Consider the following 16,803-nt stretch of genomic DNA (forward strand, 5'->3'; position numbering starts at 1 on the left):
GACATCACCAACCGAACCGCTCCTTGAGTTCGCGGGACATCATCTGAGGTTCCCAGGCCGGCGTCCAGACCAACTCGACGTCGACGCCGCCGACGCCGGGTAGCGCGCCGACGGCCTGCCGCACGGCGTCGGGGATCATCTCGTTCATCGGACAGAGCGGCGTCGTCAGCGTCATCGTGACGAAGACCTTGGTCCCGACGATCTGCACGTCGTAGACGAGTCCCAATTCGACGACGTTCGCCCCGAGTTCAGGGTCGAGCACCCCGCGCAGCACGTCGCGCACCTGCTCGGCCGTGACCGCGGAGCCGCCGCGGCACGCGTCCGTCACGCCCGGCCGATGCGCACGCGCCAGACCTCGGGGCCCTGCTCCAGGTACGTCCACGTGAACTTCCCCGCCTGCTCGGCCTGGAACTGATAGAAGAGCGGCTTGGGGTCGTGATCGTTGACGAGGACGAACGCGCGTCCGGGCGCGAGGGCCACGAACGTCTTGAAGATCACCGCGTGGCGCCGGGCGGGCACCAGGGTCCGGACGTCCAGATCGGCGTCCCCGTTGGGGGTCGCGCGGCCCGCGCCGTCCGGCGCCGAGCCGCCGGCCGCGTCGTGATCGCCCGCCGGCATCTCGTGCATCTGCCGGATGATACGCTGCTGCTCCGCCTCCGTCGTGTACCGGGTCAGAAGCGGCATGTAGATCTGTTCTTCTTTCTGGAGGTGCACGTCGAACAGCGCCTTGAGCTGCCACGCCAGACGGGTCACGTCGCGCGCCACCTCCGCCCGCCCGGCCCCGCCGGCGCCGCGCAACCGTGCCGCGGCCTGCTCGAGCGCCTGAACGTACCCGCCGATCGCCCGGTGGTCCACCTGCATCGTCGCCGTGGCCGAGCCGTGCGCCTTGAGCAGCGGCTCAACCGCCGGATACAGGTACCGGTCCTCCCCCGCCGCGTGCGGAAGCAGCTCGTCGCGAAGGAAGCGAATGAACGGTTCCGGATCGGCCGCCGTCGCGCCTCCGGTCAGCGCCTCCACGTATCCCGCCATTTTGCCCGCCAGTTCCTCGTGATGGTGCCGCAGTGCCTCGCGTGCCGTTGCCGTCGCCATCGCCGCCCCTCCACGCCTCCGCGTCTCGCGCGTCGGCCGCCCCTATCACACCACGCCGCGGCGTTGTAGTCTTTGCGCCGGGACAAACCGGTCGCCGGGCGCCCGTGCGAGGGCGTGCTACTCCGCCTCGGGCTTCTCCGGCTTCGCCGCCGCAACTCCGGTGATGGCCTCCAGCTGCTCGGGCCGCACGATGACAATGCGTTCCCGGCCGGCCTCCACCACGCCGAGCGCCTCCCAGCGGCTGATGATGCGGCTCGCCGTGTACAACGTCGTGCCCGTCATCTCCGCGACGTCCTGCCGCGACAGCGGCAGGTCGATGAGCGTCCCCCGCTCGATGGGCCGGCCGACGTGCGCCGCCAGCCGGCGGAGCGTCCGCGCCACGCGCTGCTCCACCCGCTCCGTGGTCAGTTCCGACACGCGGTTCTGCAGTTCGTGGACACGCGCGATCATGAGATGCAGAGCGTTCACCGCGACCGAGGGGTACCGCTCGAGCAGGCGCATCATCGCGGGGCCCTCCCAGGCGAGGGCGTCGCTCGACTGCATCGCCTCGGCGGACACGGGATAGACCGTCTCCCCCCACGCCGCGATGCCGCCGAAGACCTCGCCCGGCCAGATCATGCGATGGATGACTTCCTGGCCGTCGGGATGGACCTCGGCCAGCTTGACTTCACCCGCCAGCAGCACAAAGATCCACGCCGCCGGGTCGCCCTGCCGGAAGAACACTCCGTGCGGCTCGACGGTCCGGTGGTGCGCGGTCGCGGCGACGGCCCGGACCTGCCCGCCGGTCAGGCCTTTGAACAGGGGCGAGGACCCGAGCTGCGCGCTCAGGCGGTCCTGCTGCGCCCCTTTCGGTCCGGGCTGACCGGCGCGTCGCATGTGCCTCCCTGTGTCGCCGACGGATCTCCGCTCCGTATGGTAGAAGGCATGGCGACCGTGATCAAGAGCGCGGTGTCGTCAAGCGCCTCCGCCGCGTGCGCCACGCCGGCGTCCAGCGCGGCGAGCTCGTCCGCGCCGAGGGTAACCGCCCCGCCGCGCGTGTCCAGCCGCAGTGCACCGCGGAGCACCTGGATGCTGAGCGGCCCCGTAACCTGATGCTCTTCGAGCGCGGCGCCCCGCCGCAGGGTCACCAACGTGATCCGGAGCGGTCCTTCCTTCACCAGCGTCTTGGCCGCGCGGCCGCCGCCAGCGGCCGCGAGATCCCGCAGCATTCCCTCCTCCGGCCCGATCGTGAACCGGAGCACCTCACCCCGCAGGCGGTGCGACCGCAAGTATTGAGGCACGTTGCTCGCGTCCGACATGGTCCCGGCCTCCTTTGGTACGGGCATTACGCCCGTCATCCGCATCACGTACCGTTGTCACACCCAGGATGCCACGCGGGGCAGCGCGAGATCGTTGTCCTGGCGCAATGATGCGACTGGCTCAGACGACCGGTGCGAACGTCTCATGCGCGACCGCAACGAGCTTCTTCGAACCCGCGCGCCTCCGTCGTCGCCGGGCAGTTGGTGCGGGCGGCCGGCCGAGTAAGATCCGGACGACGGCCGCACCCGCACCACCGCCTAGATCACGCCCTCGCGGAAGGCGAGCACCACCGCTTCGAGGCGGCTGTGCACGCCGAGTTTCGTGAGAATGCTTTGCGTGTGGTTGCGGACGGTCGCGGGGCTGATGAACAGCCGGCGCGCCACGGCGCGCGTCCCCTCTCCGTGCGCCAACAGGCGCAGGATCTCGCGCTCGCGCGCGGTAAGCTGGCCGGCCCACCCGGCGGGCGCCGCGGCCGCATCCGCGCTCCCGTCCGGCGCGGCGTCGCCGGCGGCCGGAGTCCGGCGGGCGGCCGTCACGTCGCGGAACAGATGGACCGCGACGGTGCCCGCCGCCCCGGGTACGAGCACCGTGCTCACATTCAGGTGGCGGTCCGATCCGTCTTTGGCCCGCGTCGTGACGTCGTAGGCGTGGACGGGCTCCTCGCGGCGCGCCATCGTCAGTACCGCGCAGTGCGGATGACAGAACACGTTACCGGCCGGGTCGCGCCCTTGGATCAACTCATGACACGCCCGGCCGAGGACGTCCTGCGGCGTGTACCCGAGGATCGCCTCGGCAGCGGCGTTCCACAATATCACCCGGCACGACGGGGCGACCGCCATGACGCCGTCGGCGGTTCGCGTGAAAATGTCCAGGAGATCCAGCGGCTCCGACGCTGCCGTGGATCGGAGGACGGCCTGACCAGACAGCGTTCGGCCGCCGGAACGCCGCCCGTCCGGGTTTTTCATGTCAGGCCGGCCGCGGGTCGGTGAGCCGGCGCGCTCGCTCCCGGCCCAGCAACGCCGCCCCCAGCGCGCCGGCGTATACGCCGAGCTCGCCCTCGGGCACGCGAAAGACCCCGCCGAGCGCCTTTTCGAGCGCGCGGCGCAACAGCGGCACCCGCGTGAGCCCTCCCGTGAGCGCGTACTGAGGCTCCGGACGGACCCGCTTGAAGACCTGGCCGGCCCGCTCCGCGAGCGCCATCACGGCACCGGCGCAGACGTCCTCCGCGCTCCGACCCGCGGTCAGGTGATTGATGACCTCGGACTCGGCGAAGACGGCGCAGACGCTCGAGATCGCCACCGGGGACGCCGCCGCGCCGGTCAGCGAAGCGATGTCTGTGGCCTGATACCCGAGGTAGCGCATCGTCTTCTCCAAGAATGCCCCGCTCCCGGCCGCGCACTTGTCGTTCAGGCGAAACGCTTTGACGCGGCCGCGCTCGCCGAGGCGGATGGCTTTCACGGTCTGGCCGCCGACGTCGAGTACGGTGCGCACCTCCGGCATCAGCCGGTAGACGGCATAGGCGTGGCAGGTAAGCTCGGTGATGGCGATGTCCCGGAACGGCACCATGTATCGCCCGTAGCCGGTCGCGGCCACGTAGCCGACCGCATCGCGCGGGAGGCCGGCGGCCGCGAGCGCCTGGGACAGCCCGCGTTCGGCGGCCTGGGCGAAATCGTATCCGCTCGAGATCGCCGTTCGCGCGGCGATCGCACGCCCGCCGTCGTCTCCCGCGGCGCCGCCAGGGGAGGAGCCGGCGAGCACCACCTTGGTGTACGCCGAGCCGACGTCGATGCCGGCGGTGAAGGCCGTCATGCGTCGGCCCCCACAAGCACGCGGTCGAGGGCGAACAGTGCCGCTCCGATCGCCCCGCAGTAGTGCGACTCCTCGCTGACGTTGAGCGGGGCGCCCGCGAGGTCTTCGAGCAGCCTCACCATCGCGACGTTGCGGGCAACGCCGCCGGTGAAGGTGATTTCGGGCTCGATGCCCACGCGCCGGAGCAGCGAAACGCTCCGGGACGCGATCGCAGCGTGCACACCCATGAGCACGTCCTCGGTCCTGCGGCCGCGGGCCAGCCACCCGAGGATCTCAGATTCCGCGAACACAGTGCAGGTGGTCGTCATGGTGACGGGGTGCTTGGCACGGAGCGCCAGCGGCCCGAGCTCCCCGAGCGGAATGTCGAGCGCCTGAGACGCGGCGCCGAGGAAGCGGCCGGTGCCGGCGGAGCACTTGTCGTTCATCGCGAAGTCCAGCACCCGGCCGGCCCCGCTCACGCGGATCGCCTTCGTATCCTGGCCGCCGATGTCGAGCACGCTACGGGTGCCTGGAAAGAGATAGACGGCGCCGCGCGCGTGGCACGAGATCTCGGTCACCTGGGTGTGTCCGAACTCCACCCGGAACCGTCCGTAGCCCGTGCCGATGACGCAGGTCACGTCGGCCTCGGCGGCTCCCGCCGCGGCGAGGGCCTGGCGGAAGGCGGTCCCGGCGGCCTCGGTCAGCCTGGCGCCGGTGTCGACGATCGCCCGTCCGAGGAGACGCGTGTCGTCCATCACGACGGCCTTGGTTTGCGTGGAGCCCACGTCCACCCCGCCGACCAGCATCGCCGTCACCCTCCGGCGTGACCGGAGCCGGCGGCGCGGCGCCCGGCCAGCGACTCGATGAACGCGTCGACGCGGTTCTTGAGCTGCGCGTCCGACCACAGCCGCGGATCGACGAGGTCCGACTGAATGAACAGCCCCGGGACGTCGAACCGCGTGCGCAGCCATTCGCGGACGTCGGGCAGGCCGGTGGACGTCGTCCGGCAGGACTTCACGCCGTGGAAGCACACACCGTCGGCGGACCAGTCCCGCACGGTCGCGGCGAGCCAGTCCTGTGCGTAGAACATCGGCGCACTCCACCCCCGCCACGCGGACTGCAGCAACATCTCGGCGAGACTCTCGAGGGGGCGCGCCAGATCGTACGCGAAGCCCGGGGCAAATCCGCCTCCGGCGAACACCATGTAGGTGCTGTGCACGAACACGCCGCCCCACTCTTCGAAGAGCTCTGCGAAGCGCTTGAGCGCGGCGTAGCACGTGGTGCCGGTCAGGAGCAGGCGGTACTTCTCCTCGAGGGTGCCCACGCCGAGCCGGATGCGCTCGCGCAGCTCGGCGGCGGCCAGTTCGAAGAACCGCGTGCCCTCGGAGGTACCGCGGTAGAGATTGGAGATGCCCTGAAAAACGATACCCTCCCGGATCGCGCTGAACGGCGCGGGCCGGTGGCGGTTGAGCGCGAGCACGGCGTCGTAGGCGGCGGCCATGCGGTTGACCTCCGCCATCACCTCCCGCAGCCGGTCGACGTCGAAGCGCGTCCCCGTGAGGCGTTCACAGAGGCCGATCAGGTCGCGCAGCTGGCCCTCCACGTAGCGCCGGTCGTTCCGGAACGCGTCGGTGCCGATGCACGGCGCGGCCTCCCCGCCGCGCCAAGCCGGGAGATCGAGCACGAACACCGGACAGCGATACATCTCCTCCCAGATCTCGGCCCACTTGATGTACGTGTTGCACATGTTCGTCGCGACCGCGAGGGCGGGCTTGGGGACGGTGCCGTTGGGATGCCGCCGGCCGTTGAGCTGCAGTCCGACGTCCGCCTTGACGTAGCCGCAGATGTCGGGCGAGTAGCCGGCGCCTTCGGCCGCCTGCAGATACGGCAGCGATTGACCGCGCACCGCGGTCTGCAGCGAGGTGATCTCCGGACAGTTGATGGACAGACCGAACACTCTCAAGACTTCGGCCACGGAGCCCATCACGAAGACGTACGCGGTGGGCCGCTCCGCCTCGGCGGCGTCGGTCATCTCGCGCCACCAATCCTCCATCAGCCGCCGGCCCTCGTGCCGGATGGCTCCAATCTGCGCCGGCGCCGGGGCGGTCATGCGAACTCCAGCAGCAGCGACTCGGCGAATGTCTCGATCTCCATACGCATCTGCTCGAACACGGCCATCTTCTCCTCGAACTCCAGCACGAGGTACGGCACGCCCGCCGCCTCGAGCGCGCGGACGTGGTGCACCTGCTCTTCCAACCCCGGCTCGCACATCTTGGGCGCGGCGACGATCGCGGCATCGGCGGCGGTCTCGCGGATGCGACGGAGCAACATCTCCGGCTTCGGCTTGCGGGGGTCATGCTGTACGGGGCTGGAGCTCGAGGTGCCCAAATACGCCCGGGCCAGGTTGGCCAGCGGGTCGCCGTCCGCCGGCACGTCCTCGGTCAGCCAGCGGAGCCCGATCAGCAGATCGTCGTCGACGACGTAGCAGGCGTCTTGGATCACCGCCAGCATGTCGATCGGCGGCTGTTCGCAGTACCCGCCCTCGAAGACGACGCGGATCTTGTCCTGACGCTTGTGCTGCCGGCCGGGGGCGAGTTGGAGGACGTGCCGGAGCAGCGCGTTGTGCTCCTCCCGCGGCATCAGCCCGCCGGCGCGCACCAGCGTGTAGACTTCGACCGCCGACAACAGCCACGGCGTGTCCCGCTTCACGCGATACAGCGCGCGCAGCAGGGCGCGGTTTTCGTTGAACAGGGCGATGCTCCGCCGCAGGGCGTCGGCCGTGATCCACCGGCCGGCGACTTCCTCGATCACCCCCGCGATGCGCCGGTACTCGCCGGCGACGTATCCGGCGGCGCGTGGCGAGGCGGCGTTCTGCGGCAGGTAGAGCATCTGGCACCGCAACGACGGCAGGTTGCGGACCCACACGCCGCAGGCGTTGCGGGCTGCGTCGCAGATCGGCGGCACCGCGAAGATCGATAGAAAGTCGAGACGGCCGGTGAGGCCAAGTTCGAGCGAACTGCGAATGATCGAGCAGACGAACGCCGCGATGCGGGCGTCCGCCTTGCGGATCTGTACGCCGCCGCCGGCGCCGAGAATCTTGACCGGCAGCATGCCGGCCGCGTGCGCGATCTCCTCCGGAAAGTAGACCTGAAAGTGGCCGAGCACCTTGCCGCCCGGATGGGCCTCGAGCCAGCGATGGACCGCGGGGAACTCCGGGTCCTCCACGAGCACCCGGCAGTCCTCGAGCAGCCCGTCCAGGTTTGCCTCCGACGCCATGCCCGCCCCGCCGTCAGCCGGTGATGTGCATCTGGTAGCCGCCCCGGAACGGGCGGTTCTCCGCAAAGCGCGTGATGCTGAACGCCTCGAGGTCGACGAACGAGCAGCGGCCCGTGGTCACGTACTCCGCGACGGCCTCCCCGGTCGCCGGGGACAGCTTGAACGAATTGCCGCTGCCGCCGGCCACCTGCAGGTAGCCCGGCACGTCCGGAACCGGCCCAAAGATGAGGTGAAAATCGGGGCTGATGCCGTCGGGGCCGGACCACGACCGCACGCGCGACATCCGCTCCGCCCACGGGCAGCGCCGGATGAGGTTGTCGTGAATCTCCGCCTCGAACATCACCGACGGCCGCGGCGAATCGTCGTCCGGGTTCGGTGCGGCCGATTCGAGATCCGCGTTCTCCTCGGAGCCGCCGCCCGCCAGCATGAGGCCCATCGCGTCGGGCCGGCAGTAGGTCATCGTCGTCAGGTCGATCCAGGTCGGGCTGGACCTGGTCCAGCCGGGGAACCGCGGATTGAACGCGACCATCTGCAAAAGGCCCGGCCGGATCGGCAGGTCGACGCCGACCATGCGCGCGACGCGCGGCGCCCACGCGCCCGCGCAGTTGACGACGAGCGGGGTGCGGATCGTCCCGTGGTCGGTCGCCACGCCGGACACGGCGCCGTTTCGGGCGATGCCGGTGACGGTGACCCCCGTGTAGACCGCCGCGCCGAGCGCGCGCGCCTTGTTCGCGAAGGCGTTGGCGGTGGCGTAGCCGTCGGCGTATCCCGAGTCGGCCTCGTAAGCCGCGACCGCCAGCCCGTCGGCCGCGAACTCGGGGATCCAGCGCCTGACTTCGTGGAGACCGATGACGTCCGCCTTGACGCCGACCCGGCGCTGCATCTCCACGACGCGCCGCATGCTCGCCGCGTCGCCCGGGCCGGCCGTCGCGACGAAGCCGTTGCGGACGTAGTCGAGGGGCTCGCCGAGCTCCGCCTCGAGCGCGGGCCACAGCTGCGCTGCGCGGTGCGCCAGCCGCACCATCGATTCGTTGGAGTAGTGGCAGCGGATGATGCCGCCGGTGGCCCCGGACGAGGCGCCGCCGATGCCGCGCCGCTCGAGCAACACGACCTGCCGGCCGGCTTTCGCGAGATGATAAGTTGCGCTCGCGCCGTGGACGCCACCGCCGATGACAACCGCTTCCGCCTCGCGAATCATCGCCCGCGCTCCCGCCGTGCAGTGCCAACCGACGCGCCCGCGGCGGCTCGTGCCACGGGCGCGCCTAATGCCGTGGTAGGGACGGAAACCCGCTTACATCGCGACGATGAAGCCGGCCATGTAGCCCTCTTTGCTCGGCCCGGCGTAACCCTGCTCCATCGCCCAGCCGTGGCCGCCGGCGTCGCAGGTCAGCGCGCAGTACCAGCGGTACGTGCCCTTCGCCAGCGTGAAGGTCGCGGTCGTCGTAACCGGCTGCACGTCGTTGCCGACTTCCTTGCCGCCCTTGATCTGGATGTCGAGCTTCGCCTTGGGCGCGGTGAGGGTGTGCGCGCCCTCGTCGTAGTTGATGAAGTCGACCGTGATCGGCACGCCCGCCTGGACCACGAAGTTGGGCGGCACGAACGCGTCGTGGCCCTTCATGTCCGGGCCCAGAACGCCGGTCTTGCCGCGGAAGATGTAGACTGTGACCTTCTGCGCCGGCGCGGCCGTGGCGACCGCGGTGCGTCCGAACGGCGATGCCATCAGCGCGGCTCCTGCCAGTCCGCCGGCGGCGGCGGCGAGCGCCTCACGCCGGGTCACGTGCGTGTCCATGCGACATCCCCTCCCCATCGGTCTCTAGCGCTTTTGTACTAGGCCGAGTGTACCGGGCATATGACATCGGGGCCTATCGGATGGCGGCTCGATTTCTTATCGGGCGGACGTACGACGGCAGGCCACGAGAACGGCGCCCGGCCGCCGGATCGCAGCCGGGCGGTCCAAGACTGGCCTAGTCGAGCTATTTGAGGGTCTGCAGGTACGCGACGAGCGCTTTGAGGTCGTCGTCCGACAGCTTGTCGAATGCCGGCATGTTCGTGTTGGGGTTCACCTTGTCGGGCGTGCGGATCTGCGCGGTCAACTTCTCGACGGTCAACCGGCGCCCAACGTGGGTGAGCTCGGGACCGACGGCGCCACCGCGGCCGGCGACAACATGGCAGCTATCGCAGTGATTGGCGACGAACACTTCCTGCCCGTGACCGACCAGGGCCTGCGGCGAACCCGCCGGCGGCAGCTTCGTGCCCGGCGGCACCTGCACGGCGCCAAAGTACGTCAGGCCGGCCGTCACGACGACCGCGGCCGCCACCACGGCCATCGCCAGCGGCCGCTTCGCGGGACGGCGTTCTGGACGCCGGTCGAGGAGCGGAATGAGAAACAGCAGCAGGACCGCCGCCAGCGGCAGCACGACAACCCCGAATGGCTCCCAGAACGGCCCCTCGAAATACTTCAGCAGCTGGAAAAAGAACAGGAAGTACCATTCCGGCCGCGGCACGTAGGTGGTCGAGGTGGGATCGGCGCGCACCTCCGTCGGCACGCCTTTCCACGCCGTCAGGGCGAACAGCACAAGCAGGATGACCAGCGAGACACCGAGGTCGTCGGCCAGCTGCTCGGGGTAGAACCGCTTGTGTTTCTGCACCGTCGCCTCGTTGCCTGGGGCCGGCGCGATGCCGTGCTTGTACACGAGGTAGAGGTGCAGCAGCACGAGCGGCACGAGCAGCGCGGGCAGCAGCAGTACGTGGATCGCGTAGAACCGCGCCAGCGTCACGGGGCCCACGCCGGCCTCGCCGCGCACCAGCTGCAGCAGCCAGCCGCCGATCGCCGGTACCGTGCCGACGATCTTCGTGCCCACGACGGTCGCCCAGTACGACCGCTGCGTCCACGGCAAAAGGTAGCCGGTAAAAGCGAAGCCCATCACGATGAGCAGCAGGGCCACGCCCGCCATCCACGTGAGCTCGCGCGGCGCCTTGTATGACCCCCACACGAATGTGCGCAGCATGTGGAGGCCGACGACGATCACCAGCGCGCTCGAGCCCCAGTGGTGCAGGCCGCGCAGGACGGGGCCGAAGAGCACCTGCTGCATGATAAACGTGATGCTGTCGTAGGCGTGCTCGGGCGCCGGCGAGTAGTTCATCGCCAGGATGATGCCGGTCACTAGCTGCACGACGAGGAGGAACAGGCTCGCGCTGCCGAGCGTCTGGGGCAGCCCCGTCTCGTCGGGAACGCTGCGGTTCAGGAATCCCCCGAACAACCCTCCGCCGAGGCGGTCATTGAGCCAGCCGGCCACTCCACGTCCCGAGACGTCCGGCGGCACGCTCACGCGCCACCGCGGACGAGCGCACCCATGTAGAGCGTGCCGTTCTCGACCTTGGTCTCGTACCGGTCGAGCGGCCGCGGCGGCGGGCCGGCCAGCACCTTACCGCTCGCGTCGAACTGCCCGCCGTGGCAGGGGCAGAGGAACTTCTGGCGCGTCTCGTCCCAGTGATACGGACAGCCGAGGTGCGTGCAGTGGTTGTCGAAGACCCGGTAGGTACCCTGAGCGTCGCGCATCACCCAGACTTGCATCTCGCCCGTCGCGTTCACCCAGCCTTCGTTCGCCGGGTGCATGTGATGCGCGAGCGCCGGCGTGGGTCCGAACGAGGTCGCGGGACCGACAGCCACCCAGTCCGCCTTCTCAACCGGCTTGAAGGCCGGCGAAAGAAACGCGCCGACCACGGGCAACCCGACGAGGGCGCCGACGACGGCGCTCAGTGTCCAGAACAGACGGCTGAAAAACGTGCGGCGGCCCACCGCCGATGCCTGTGCGCGCTGTGCGCTCATCGTCTCCCCGCTCCTGGATGCCGGCGAGCCCGCGGTGTGTGGTCTCGGCGATCCGCCCGTCAAACTACGCCGCAAAGAATCGAGGTCCCTTTTGGCACCACGATGTCGAGCATATGGATCGGGTAACAAGATATCGTCGGGCCCGGAGTTGATTCTGAGTCGGGTTGTGGCCCGACCCTCCGGGCCCGACTTGTTCGCGGGTTCGGCGAAGGACGGCCGCTAGGCCGCGCGCTGCGTCAGCCGGTCTTCCTCCAGCAGCCGGCGCCGGGTCGCGGCCGCCAGCGCGACGGCGTCCGTGAGATCGTCGGCGATCTTCGAAATATCGGCCCGGACCGTGGTCGGCGTCGCCGCCAGACGCTCGGCTTCGCGCACCTGGCTCAGCGCGTTGCGCAACTGGCGCTCCACTTCGATCAGAGCCCAATAGCTCGCATGCTCCTGCATGGACCACCTCCGGGCTCGGCCCGTCGCGCGGGCACCGCCCTTCCGTTGCACCTTCATGATGCGCGCCGGCGCGCACCGCGGCGATCGGACGTCCGCCCGATTTCGGGGTCCGGCGAGCGCCCGTGTCGAAGCGAACGCCAAACATGAAGGTGACGTTCCTGGGCGCGGTTCGCACCGTGACCGGCTCGATGCATCTCGTCGAGACGGGCGGGAGCCGCATTCTGCTCGACTGCGGGCTGTTTCAGGGACACCGCGACGAGGCGGACCGCATCAACCGCACCCTGCCCTTCGACGCCTCGGGCATAGACGCGGTGGTGCTGTCGCACGCGCACCTCGACCACTGCGGCAACCTGCCGACGCTGCTGCGCCACGGCTTCCGGGGGCCGATCTACTGCACGCCGGCCACCCGCGACCTCGCCGGCCTCGTGCTCCACGACAGCGCGAAGGTCCAGCACCAAGACACCCGCCACGTGAACAAGATCCGCGCGCGGAACGGGCTGCCGCCGGTGACGCCGCTGTATACCACGGACGACGTGGCGCAGACCGTCCACCGGCTTCGGGCCGTGCCGTACCGCGAGCCGTTCCGGCTGGGTCCCGCGCGGGCCACCTTGTACGACGCGGGCCACATCCTCGGCTCCGCGATCACCGTGATGGAGGCCGACGGGCAAACACTCGGCTTTACGGGCGACCTCGGCCGCGGCGGCGCTCCGATCCTCCGGGATCCGGAGGTCCCGCCGGGCGTCGACGTGCTGCTGATGGAATCGACGTACGGCGACCGGCCGCACGAGCCGCTCGCCGGCGCGGAGGAGCGCCTCGGCGCGATCGTGCGCGAGACGGTGGCGCGCGGCGGCGCGGTGCTGATTCCTTCGTTCGCGGTCGGGCGAACGCAGGACCTCACCTACGCGCTGCACCGACTGCGCGACGCCGGAGCCGTGCCGCCGGTGCCGACGTTCGTCGACAGCCCGATGGCGGTCGATGCGACGGAAATCTTCCGGCGGCACGCCGAGTGCTTCAACGCCGATGCGCGCGCGATGCTGGCGCACGAGGATCCCTTCGGTTTCAAGGGCCTGACGTACATTCGAGAGATCGTGGACTCTCAGAAGCTCAACGATCTCTCCGGCCCGTTCGTCGTGATTGCGACCTCCGGGATGTGCGAGTCCGGACGGATTCTCTACCACCTCGCCCACCGAATGGGCGACGCCCGGTGCTCGCTGGTCCTCGTATCGTTCCAGGCGGAGCACACGCTCGGACGGCGCCTCGCGGGTGGCGCGCGGGCGGTGCGGATTTTCGGCGAGCCGCACGACGTGTGCCTCCAAGTCCATCAACTGGCGGAGTTCAGCGCGCACGCGGACGGCGGTGAACTGACGGCGTGGGTGGCGCGGCTGCCGCGCGCGGGCCGGATCTACCTGGTGCACGGCGAGGAAGCCGGAGCGCTGGCGCTGGCGGCGTCGCTCCGGAGCCGCGGCTACGCCGCGGACGTACCCGAGCGAGGACGGCAGATCGACCTTGCCGCTTCGTAACCGGGGCCCGTTCCGCCGGCACGCGGCCCGCGACGGCGCCTTTGCGTGCGTCCGCACGTAAAAAGCGCGCCGCCTGAGATCGGCAGCGCGCCTGCGTGAACCATGATCACGTTCGGACCGAGACCCTACACCCCGCCGCTGGCCGCCTCGCGGTGGATTTGGCTTCTGGCTCGTCCGCCGGCAACCCGGCGGCCGAGTCTGCGCTCGAACTCGGGCCCGGTCAGGTCGCCCTCTTCGTACCGGTGCCAGATCTCGTCAAATTCGTCGGAGGTTTGCCGGGGCGGTCGCACCGTGATGAGGAACAAGAAGCCGAGCACTCCGACGATGAAGCAGACAAGGGCGGCCGCGATGAGGGCGCTCCAGATCCAGCCTGACCCCAGCAATGTTGGCCACATGACGCGTCCTCTCAGTTAACGTCGTCCAGGGCCACGGCGCCGCTGCGCCTAGTTCGGTCCCGAGCCGGGCGCGGCCGGCTCGGCGGTCCGTTCCTTCCGCGGAGCGGACTCTGGACCCATGTCCTCGATCTCGCCCCAGTAACACTCTTCACAGAAACGAACGATCACGCCCTTTTTCTCAAGTTCGTGGCGCACTTCGCGGAGGCCGCACTTTTCGCACGCCTGGTACTTGGGTTTCATCGTTGTCCTCCTGCGGACCGGGTGGGAGGCGCCCCCGGACCTGTGCCTCACGGTAGCATCCCCCGGCCGGCCGGCCCATCCATTGGCTATCCGATTCCGACTCATCCCGTAACCCGATCTTGGGATCGGCCGGGTGGCAACGGCCGCCGATGAACGGTAAGGAGCGCACTTGTTGAGCGGCACCACACCGTCTTCAGCCGTTCCTTCCCGAGCCTACTGTCGTCCGGTGCTCTCCGAAGAGGCGCGCTCCTCGAAGTGGACGTGGCCGACCGTCGGACCTCGGGCGCCGGCGTTTGACTCGGTGACTCGCCGCGTGCGCTCCACTTGTACCGTAGCACCGGCCGTCCGAACCCGCCATCGGATGGTGGTCGTATTCCGCCGCGGCGGTAGCGTGATCCGGGCCGGAGGGGGGGTCTCTGCTCAGCACGAACACCCGGCGGGGGATACGAGTCGATGCCGGTGCTGACGACGGTTCACGCGATCGCAGTAGGGCTCTACCTCGCGGTCGCGCTCCTGCTCATCGCACATTACGTCGAACTGCGCGCGGCGTACGCGCTCTGGTGGGCCGCAGGGGCTCTGGCGCTCGCGGCGCGCGCGTTAGCCGATTTTGCGGCGCTCAGCGGCGGGGCGCCGCTGCCGCTGCTGCTTTTAGAAAACACCCTTCAACTCGCCGGCGCCGGGTTCTTCCTCACCGCCTCCGTCTCACGCGATCCGCGCTCGCGCGGCATCATCGTCGTCGGCACCCTCGGCTTCGGCGCGCTACTCGCGGCGATCTTCGCGGCGCTGCTGCTGACCGGCCCGGCGGCAGCCCGTCAGCTGCTGGCGGAGGGTGTCGCCGATACGGGAACCGGCGTCGCCTTCCTGCTCGCGGCCGAGGGCTACAGACGGGCCGAGCAGGTGTTGGACGACGCCGGCACGCGCCTCATCTTCAGCGGGCTGGCGGTCGCCGGCGTGAACTACGTCGCGTGGGCCTGGGTGCCGAAGACGGCGGCTCTGGAGACCGTGTTCGAATTGCTGGCCGGTCTGCTCGTGCTGTTGTTCGGCGCGGGCGCGCTCGCGCGATCCGTGGAGCGCGCGCACCGGCTGGTCATCCTAGCTCAGCTCAGCGCCGCGCTTCAGCGCTCCACCGGCGTTCGCGAACTCCTGCAGGACGTGCTCGAGCGCGCGGGCGATCTCCTGCAGCTCCACACGGGATGGGTGTTCCTGCGCCGGCCGGCTACCGGCACGTACGAACTCGCGGCCGCGTATCATCTGCCGAAGGCGCTCGAGGATCGGAACCGCGAAGCGATGCGGGGCTCCTGCCGATGCCTCGACCTGCTCGATGCGCAGCAGCTCACCGCACCGGTCAACATCGTCAACTGCATGCGCCTGGAGCGCGCCGGCGTGGCCGCCCAGCACGCCAGCGTTCCGCTCCGCACCTCGAACGGCATTGCCGGCCTGATGAACCTCGTGCTGCCGGCCGGCCGGTTGTTTGGGCACCGCGAGCTCGCGCTGCTGGCGACGGTCGGCGGCGAGATGGGCCTCGCGATCGAAAAGATGCAGCTGCTCGAGGAATTGGCGGTCAAGGAACGGATCCGCGGCGAACTGATCAAGCGAATCCTCACCGTGCAGGAAGACGAGCGCCGCCGGATCGCGCGCGAGCTCCACGACGAGACCGGCCAATCGCTGTCCGCGTTGATCGTCAACCTCGACATGATGCGCGCGGGCGTGGCGGATCAGCCGCGGACCTCCGAAGCGCTCGACCGGTTGAAGGGCCTCGCCGAGGGCACACTGGAAGAGGTCCGCAAACTGATCTACGACCTGCGGCCAACGGTCCTCGACGACCTCGGTTTGACGGCGGCGCTGCGCTGGTACGCGCACGCCCAGCTCGAACCCCGAGGCGTCGAGGTCGCCTTCGCCATCCAGCTCGGCGAGACGCGGCTGGACACGGTGGTGGAGACGACTCTGTTCCGGATCGCGCAGGAGGCGATGTGGAACATTGTCAAGCACTCCGGAGCGACCCGGGCTGAGGTTGAGCTCAGCGTCGCCGGGGACCGCGTGCGCCTCAGGGTGCACGACAACGGGCGCGGCTTCCGGCTGGACGGAGAGCGGCCGTTCGATCCACTGCGCGGCGGCCTCGGTCTCGGCGGCATGCGGGAGCGGGCGGCGCTGATCGGGGGCGCCGTCTCGGTCTCATCCAGCGAGGGCAACGGGACCGCGGTGACGGCGGAACTGCCGCTCAGCACTCCGGGGGCCTGATCCCCAGATCGGGTCCCGCCCCGATCCCGAATCCCTCACCAAACCGATGGGCCGCGCGGCCTGCCCTGTCTACATTAATTTTATGGCCCAGGGCGATCGTTCGGGGCGCTCCCTCCTTCTGGCCATCGGCATTGGCTGGCTGCTTCTTCTGTTGGCCCTCGGCGTATTCTCGTCCACGCTCCAGCACCGCGGGCCGGTCGAGGCGCCGTACAGCCGGTTCCTCGCGGAGGTCCAGGACGGCGCGATCCGCGCGGTCGTGCTGAACGGCGATCTCGTGAAGTGGGCCACGCCGGCGCACGAGGAGTTCGTAAGCCGGCTTCCCGCCGGCGATCCGGCGTATCTCCGCGCGCTCGCGGCGCGGGGCGTCGCGATCACGGTCGTGCCGGTGCACGAAGGAGCCGGGACGTGGCTGCTCCCCGTACTCCTGGCCGGCGCCGCCCTGTTGCTTGTCATGGGGCTGCAGCGAAACGGGGGGCCCGGATCGGCGGCCCTCGGATTTCGCAGCAGCGGCGCGCGGCGGCACGTTCCCGGCTCGAGGGGCGGCGCGACCTTCGACGACGTGGCGGGGGTGGACGAGGCGAAGGAGGAGCTCGAGGAGATTATCGAGTTCCTGCGCCATCCGAAGAAGTTCCAGGCGCTCGGCGCGAAGATTCCGCGCGGCGTGCTGCTTGTCGGCCCGCCGGGCAGC

19 protein-coding genes are annotated in these 16,803 nt (G+C 69.9%); 3 read left to right on the forward strand and 16 right to left on the reverse strand.

The features are described from left to right. Positions 1 to 4: 4 nt before the first annotated feature. The 14 genes from VFL28_04910 to VFL28_04975 form a co-directional block, all read right to left on the reverse strand. Positions 5 to 328, reverse strand: coding sequence for a metal-sulfur cluster assembly factor (locus VFL28_04910; GenBank protein ID HET7263987.1), 324 nt, complete (start codon positions 326 to 328; stop codon positions 5 to 7). Then, entirely contained in the window at positions 325 to 1,089 is a 765-nt protein-coding gene (locus tag VFL28_04915; protein HET7263988.1) for a DUF2249 domain-containing protein, read from the reverse strand. Before VFL28_04915 ends, VFL28_04910 begins: the two co-directional genes overlap by 4 nt. 117 nt (positions 1,090 to 1,206) lie before the next feature. Further along, positions 1,207 to 1,965 carry a Crp/Fnr family transcriptional regulator gene (locus tag VFL28_04920; GenBank protein ID HET7263989.1) on the reverse strand — a complete coding sequence of 253 codons (759 nt, stop codon included), beginning with the start codon at positions 1,963 to 1,965 and terminating at the stop codon, positions 1,207 to 1,209. Next, positions 1,914 to 2,414, reverse strand: a complete 501-nt coding sequence (locus tag VFL28_04925; GenBank protein HET7263990.1) for a hypothetical protein — start codon at positions 2,412 to 2,414, stop codon at positions 1,914 to 1,916. The genes VFL28_04920 and VFL28_04925 overlap by 52 nt, the downstream gene beginning before the upstream one ends. Before the next feature lie 231 nt (positions 2,415 to 2,645). Beyond that, a complete protein-coding gene (locus tag VFL28_04930; protein ID HET7263991.1) occupies positions 2,646 to 3,353 on the reverse strand; it encodes a LuxR C-terminal-related transcriptional regulator in 708 nt (235 codons plus the stop codon). A gap of 1 nt (position 3,354) precedes the next feature. Beyond that, the gene (locus VFL28_04935; protein HET7263992.1) at positions 3,355 to 4,197 is read right to left on the reverse strand and encodes an acyl-CoA dehydratase activase; all 843 of its coding nucleotides are present in this window, start codon (positions 4,195 to 4,197) and stop codon (positions 3,355 to 3,357) included. Continuing rightward, the gene (locus tag VFL28_04940; GenBank protein ID HET7263993.1) at positions 4,194 to 4,982 is read right to left on the reverse strand and encodes an acyl-CoA dehydratase activase; all 789 of its coding nucleotides are present in this window, start codon (positions 4,980 to 4,982) and stop codon (positions 4,194 to 4,196) included. The genes VFL28_04935 and VFL28_04940 overlap by 4 nt, the downstream gene beginning before the upstream one ends. Positions 4,983 to 4,987: 5 nt before the next feature. After that, the gene (locus VFL28_04945) at positions 4,988 to 6,286 is read right to left on the reverse strand and encodes a 2-hydroxyacyl-CoA dehydratase family protein (protein HET7263994.1); all 1,299 of its coding nucleotides are present in this window, start codon (positions 6,284 to 6,286) and stop codon (positions 4,988 to 4,990) included. Further along, a complete protein-coding gene (locus VFL28_04950; GenBank protein HET7263995.1) occupies positions 6,283 to 7,452 on the reverse strand; it encodes a 2-hydroxyacyl-CoA dehydratase family protein in 1,170 nt (389 codons plus the stop codon). Before VFL28_04950 ends, VFL28_04945 begins: the two co-directional genes overlap by 4 nt. Positions 7,453 to 7,465: 13 nt before the next feature. Further along, on the reverse strand, positions 7,466 to 8,650 hold the full coding sequence (locus VFL28_04955; GenBank protein ID HET7263996.1) for an FAD-binding oxidoreductase: 1,185 nt from the start codon (positions 8,648 to 8,650) through the stop codon (positions 7,466 to 7,468). 93 nt (positions 8,651 to 8,743) lie between these two features. After that, a complete protein-coding gene (locus VFL28_04960; protein HET7263997.1) occupies positions 8,744 to 9,241 on the reverse strand; it encodes a hypothetical protein in 498 nt (165 codons plus the stop codon). A 184-nt stretch (positions 9,242 to 9,425) separates the two neighbouring features. Beyond that, the gene (locus VFL28_04965) at positions 9,426 to 10,781 is read right to left on the reverse strand and encodes a cytochrome b N-terminal domain-containing protein (GenBank protein ID HET7263998.1); all 1,356 of its coding nucleotides are present in this window, start codon (positions 10,779 to 10,781) and stop codon (positions 9,426 to 9,428) included. Beyond that, positions 10,778 to 11,281 (reverse strand): Rieske (2Fe-2S) protein, encoded by a 504-nt coding sequence (locus VFL28_04970; protein ID HET7263999.1) that lies wholly within the window; start codon positions 11,279 to 11,281, stop codon positions 10,778 to 10,780. The genes VFL28_04965 and VFL28_04970 overlap by 4 nt, the downstream gene beginning before the upstream one ends. A 219-nt stretch (positions 11,282 to 11,500) precedes the next feature. Next, positions 11,501 to 11,722: a hypothetical protein gene (locus tag VFL28_04975; protein HET7264000.1), complete on the reverse strand. Its 222-nt coding sequence runs from the start codon at positions 11,720 to 11,722 to the stop codon at positions 11,501 to 11,503. Positions 11,723 to 11,865: 143 nt separating this feature from the next. Here VFL28_04975 and VFL28_04980 point away from each other — a divergent pair, with 143 nt between their 5' ends. Beyond that, on the forward strand, positions 11,866 to 13,242 hold the full coding sequence (locus tag VFL28_04980) for an MBL fold metallo-hydrolase (GenBank protein HET7264001.1): 1,377 nt from the start codon (positions 11,866 to 11,868) through the stop codon (positions 13,240 to 13,242). A gap of 125 nt (positions 13,243 to 13,367) precedes the next feature. On the opposite strand, the gene VFL28_04985 is transcribed toward VFL28_04980, so the two are convergent. Together VFL28_04985 and VFL28_04990 are read right to left on the reverse strand one after the other, a co-directional pair. Then, positions 13,368 to 13,637 (reverse strand): hypothetical protein, encoded by a 270-nt coding sequence (locus VFL28_04985; GenBank protein HET7264002.1) that lies wholly within the window; start codon positions 13,635 to 13,637, stop codon positions 13,368 to 13,370. Between the two features lie 48 nt (positions 13,638 to 13,685). Then, a complete protein-coding gene (locus VFL28_04990; GenBank protein HET7264003.1) occupies positions 13,686 to 13,877 on the reverse strand; it encodes a hypothetical protein in 192 nt (63 codons plus the stop codon). Between the two features lie 453 nt (positions 13,878 to 14,330). On the opposite strand from VFL28_04990, the gene VFL28_04995 reads away from it, so the two are divergent. Then, positions 14,331 to 16,115, forward strand: coding sequence for a GAF domain-containing sensor histidine kinase (locus tag VFL28_04995; GenBank protein ID HET7264004.1), 1,785 nt, complete (start codon positions 14,331 to 14,333; stop codon positions 16,113 to 16,115). 151 nt (positions 16,116 to 16,266) lie between these two features. Beyond that, on the forward strand, positions 16,267 to 16,803 hold a 537-nt coding region (locus tag VFL28_05000; protein HET7264005.1), incomplete at its 3' end, for a cell division protein FtsH.

The organism is bacterium (assembly GCA_035691305.1).
Classification (GTDB): domain Bacteria; phylum Sysuimicrobiota; class Sysuimicrobiia; order Sysuimicrobiales; family Segetimicrobiaceae; genus DASSJF01.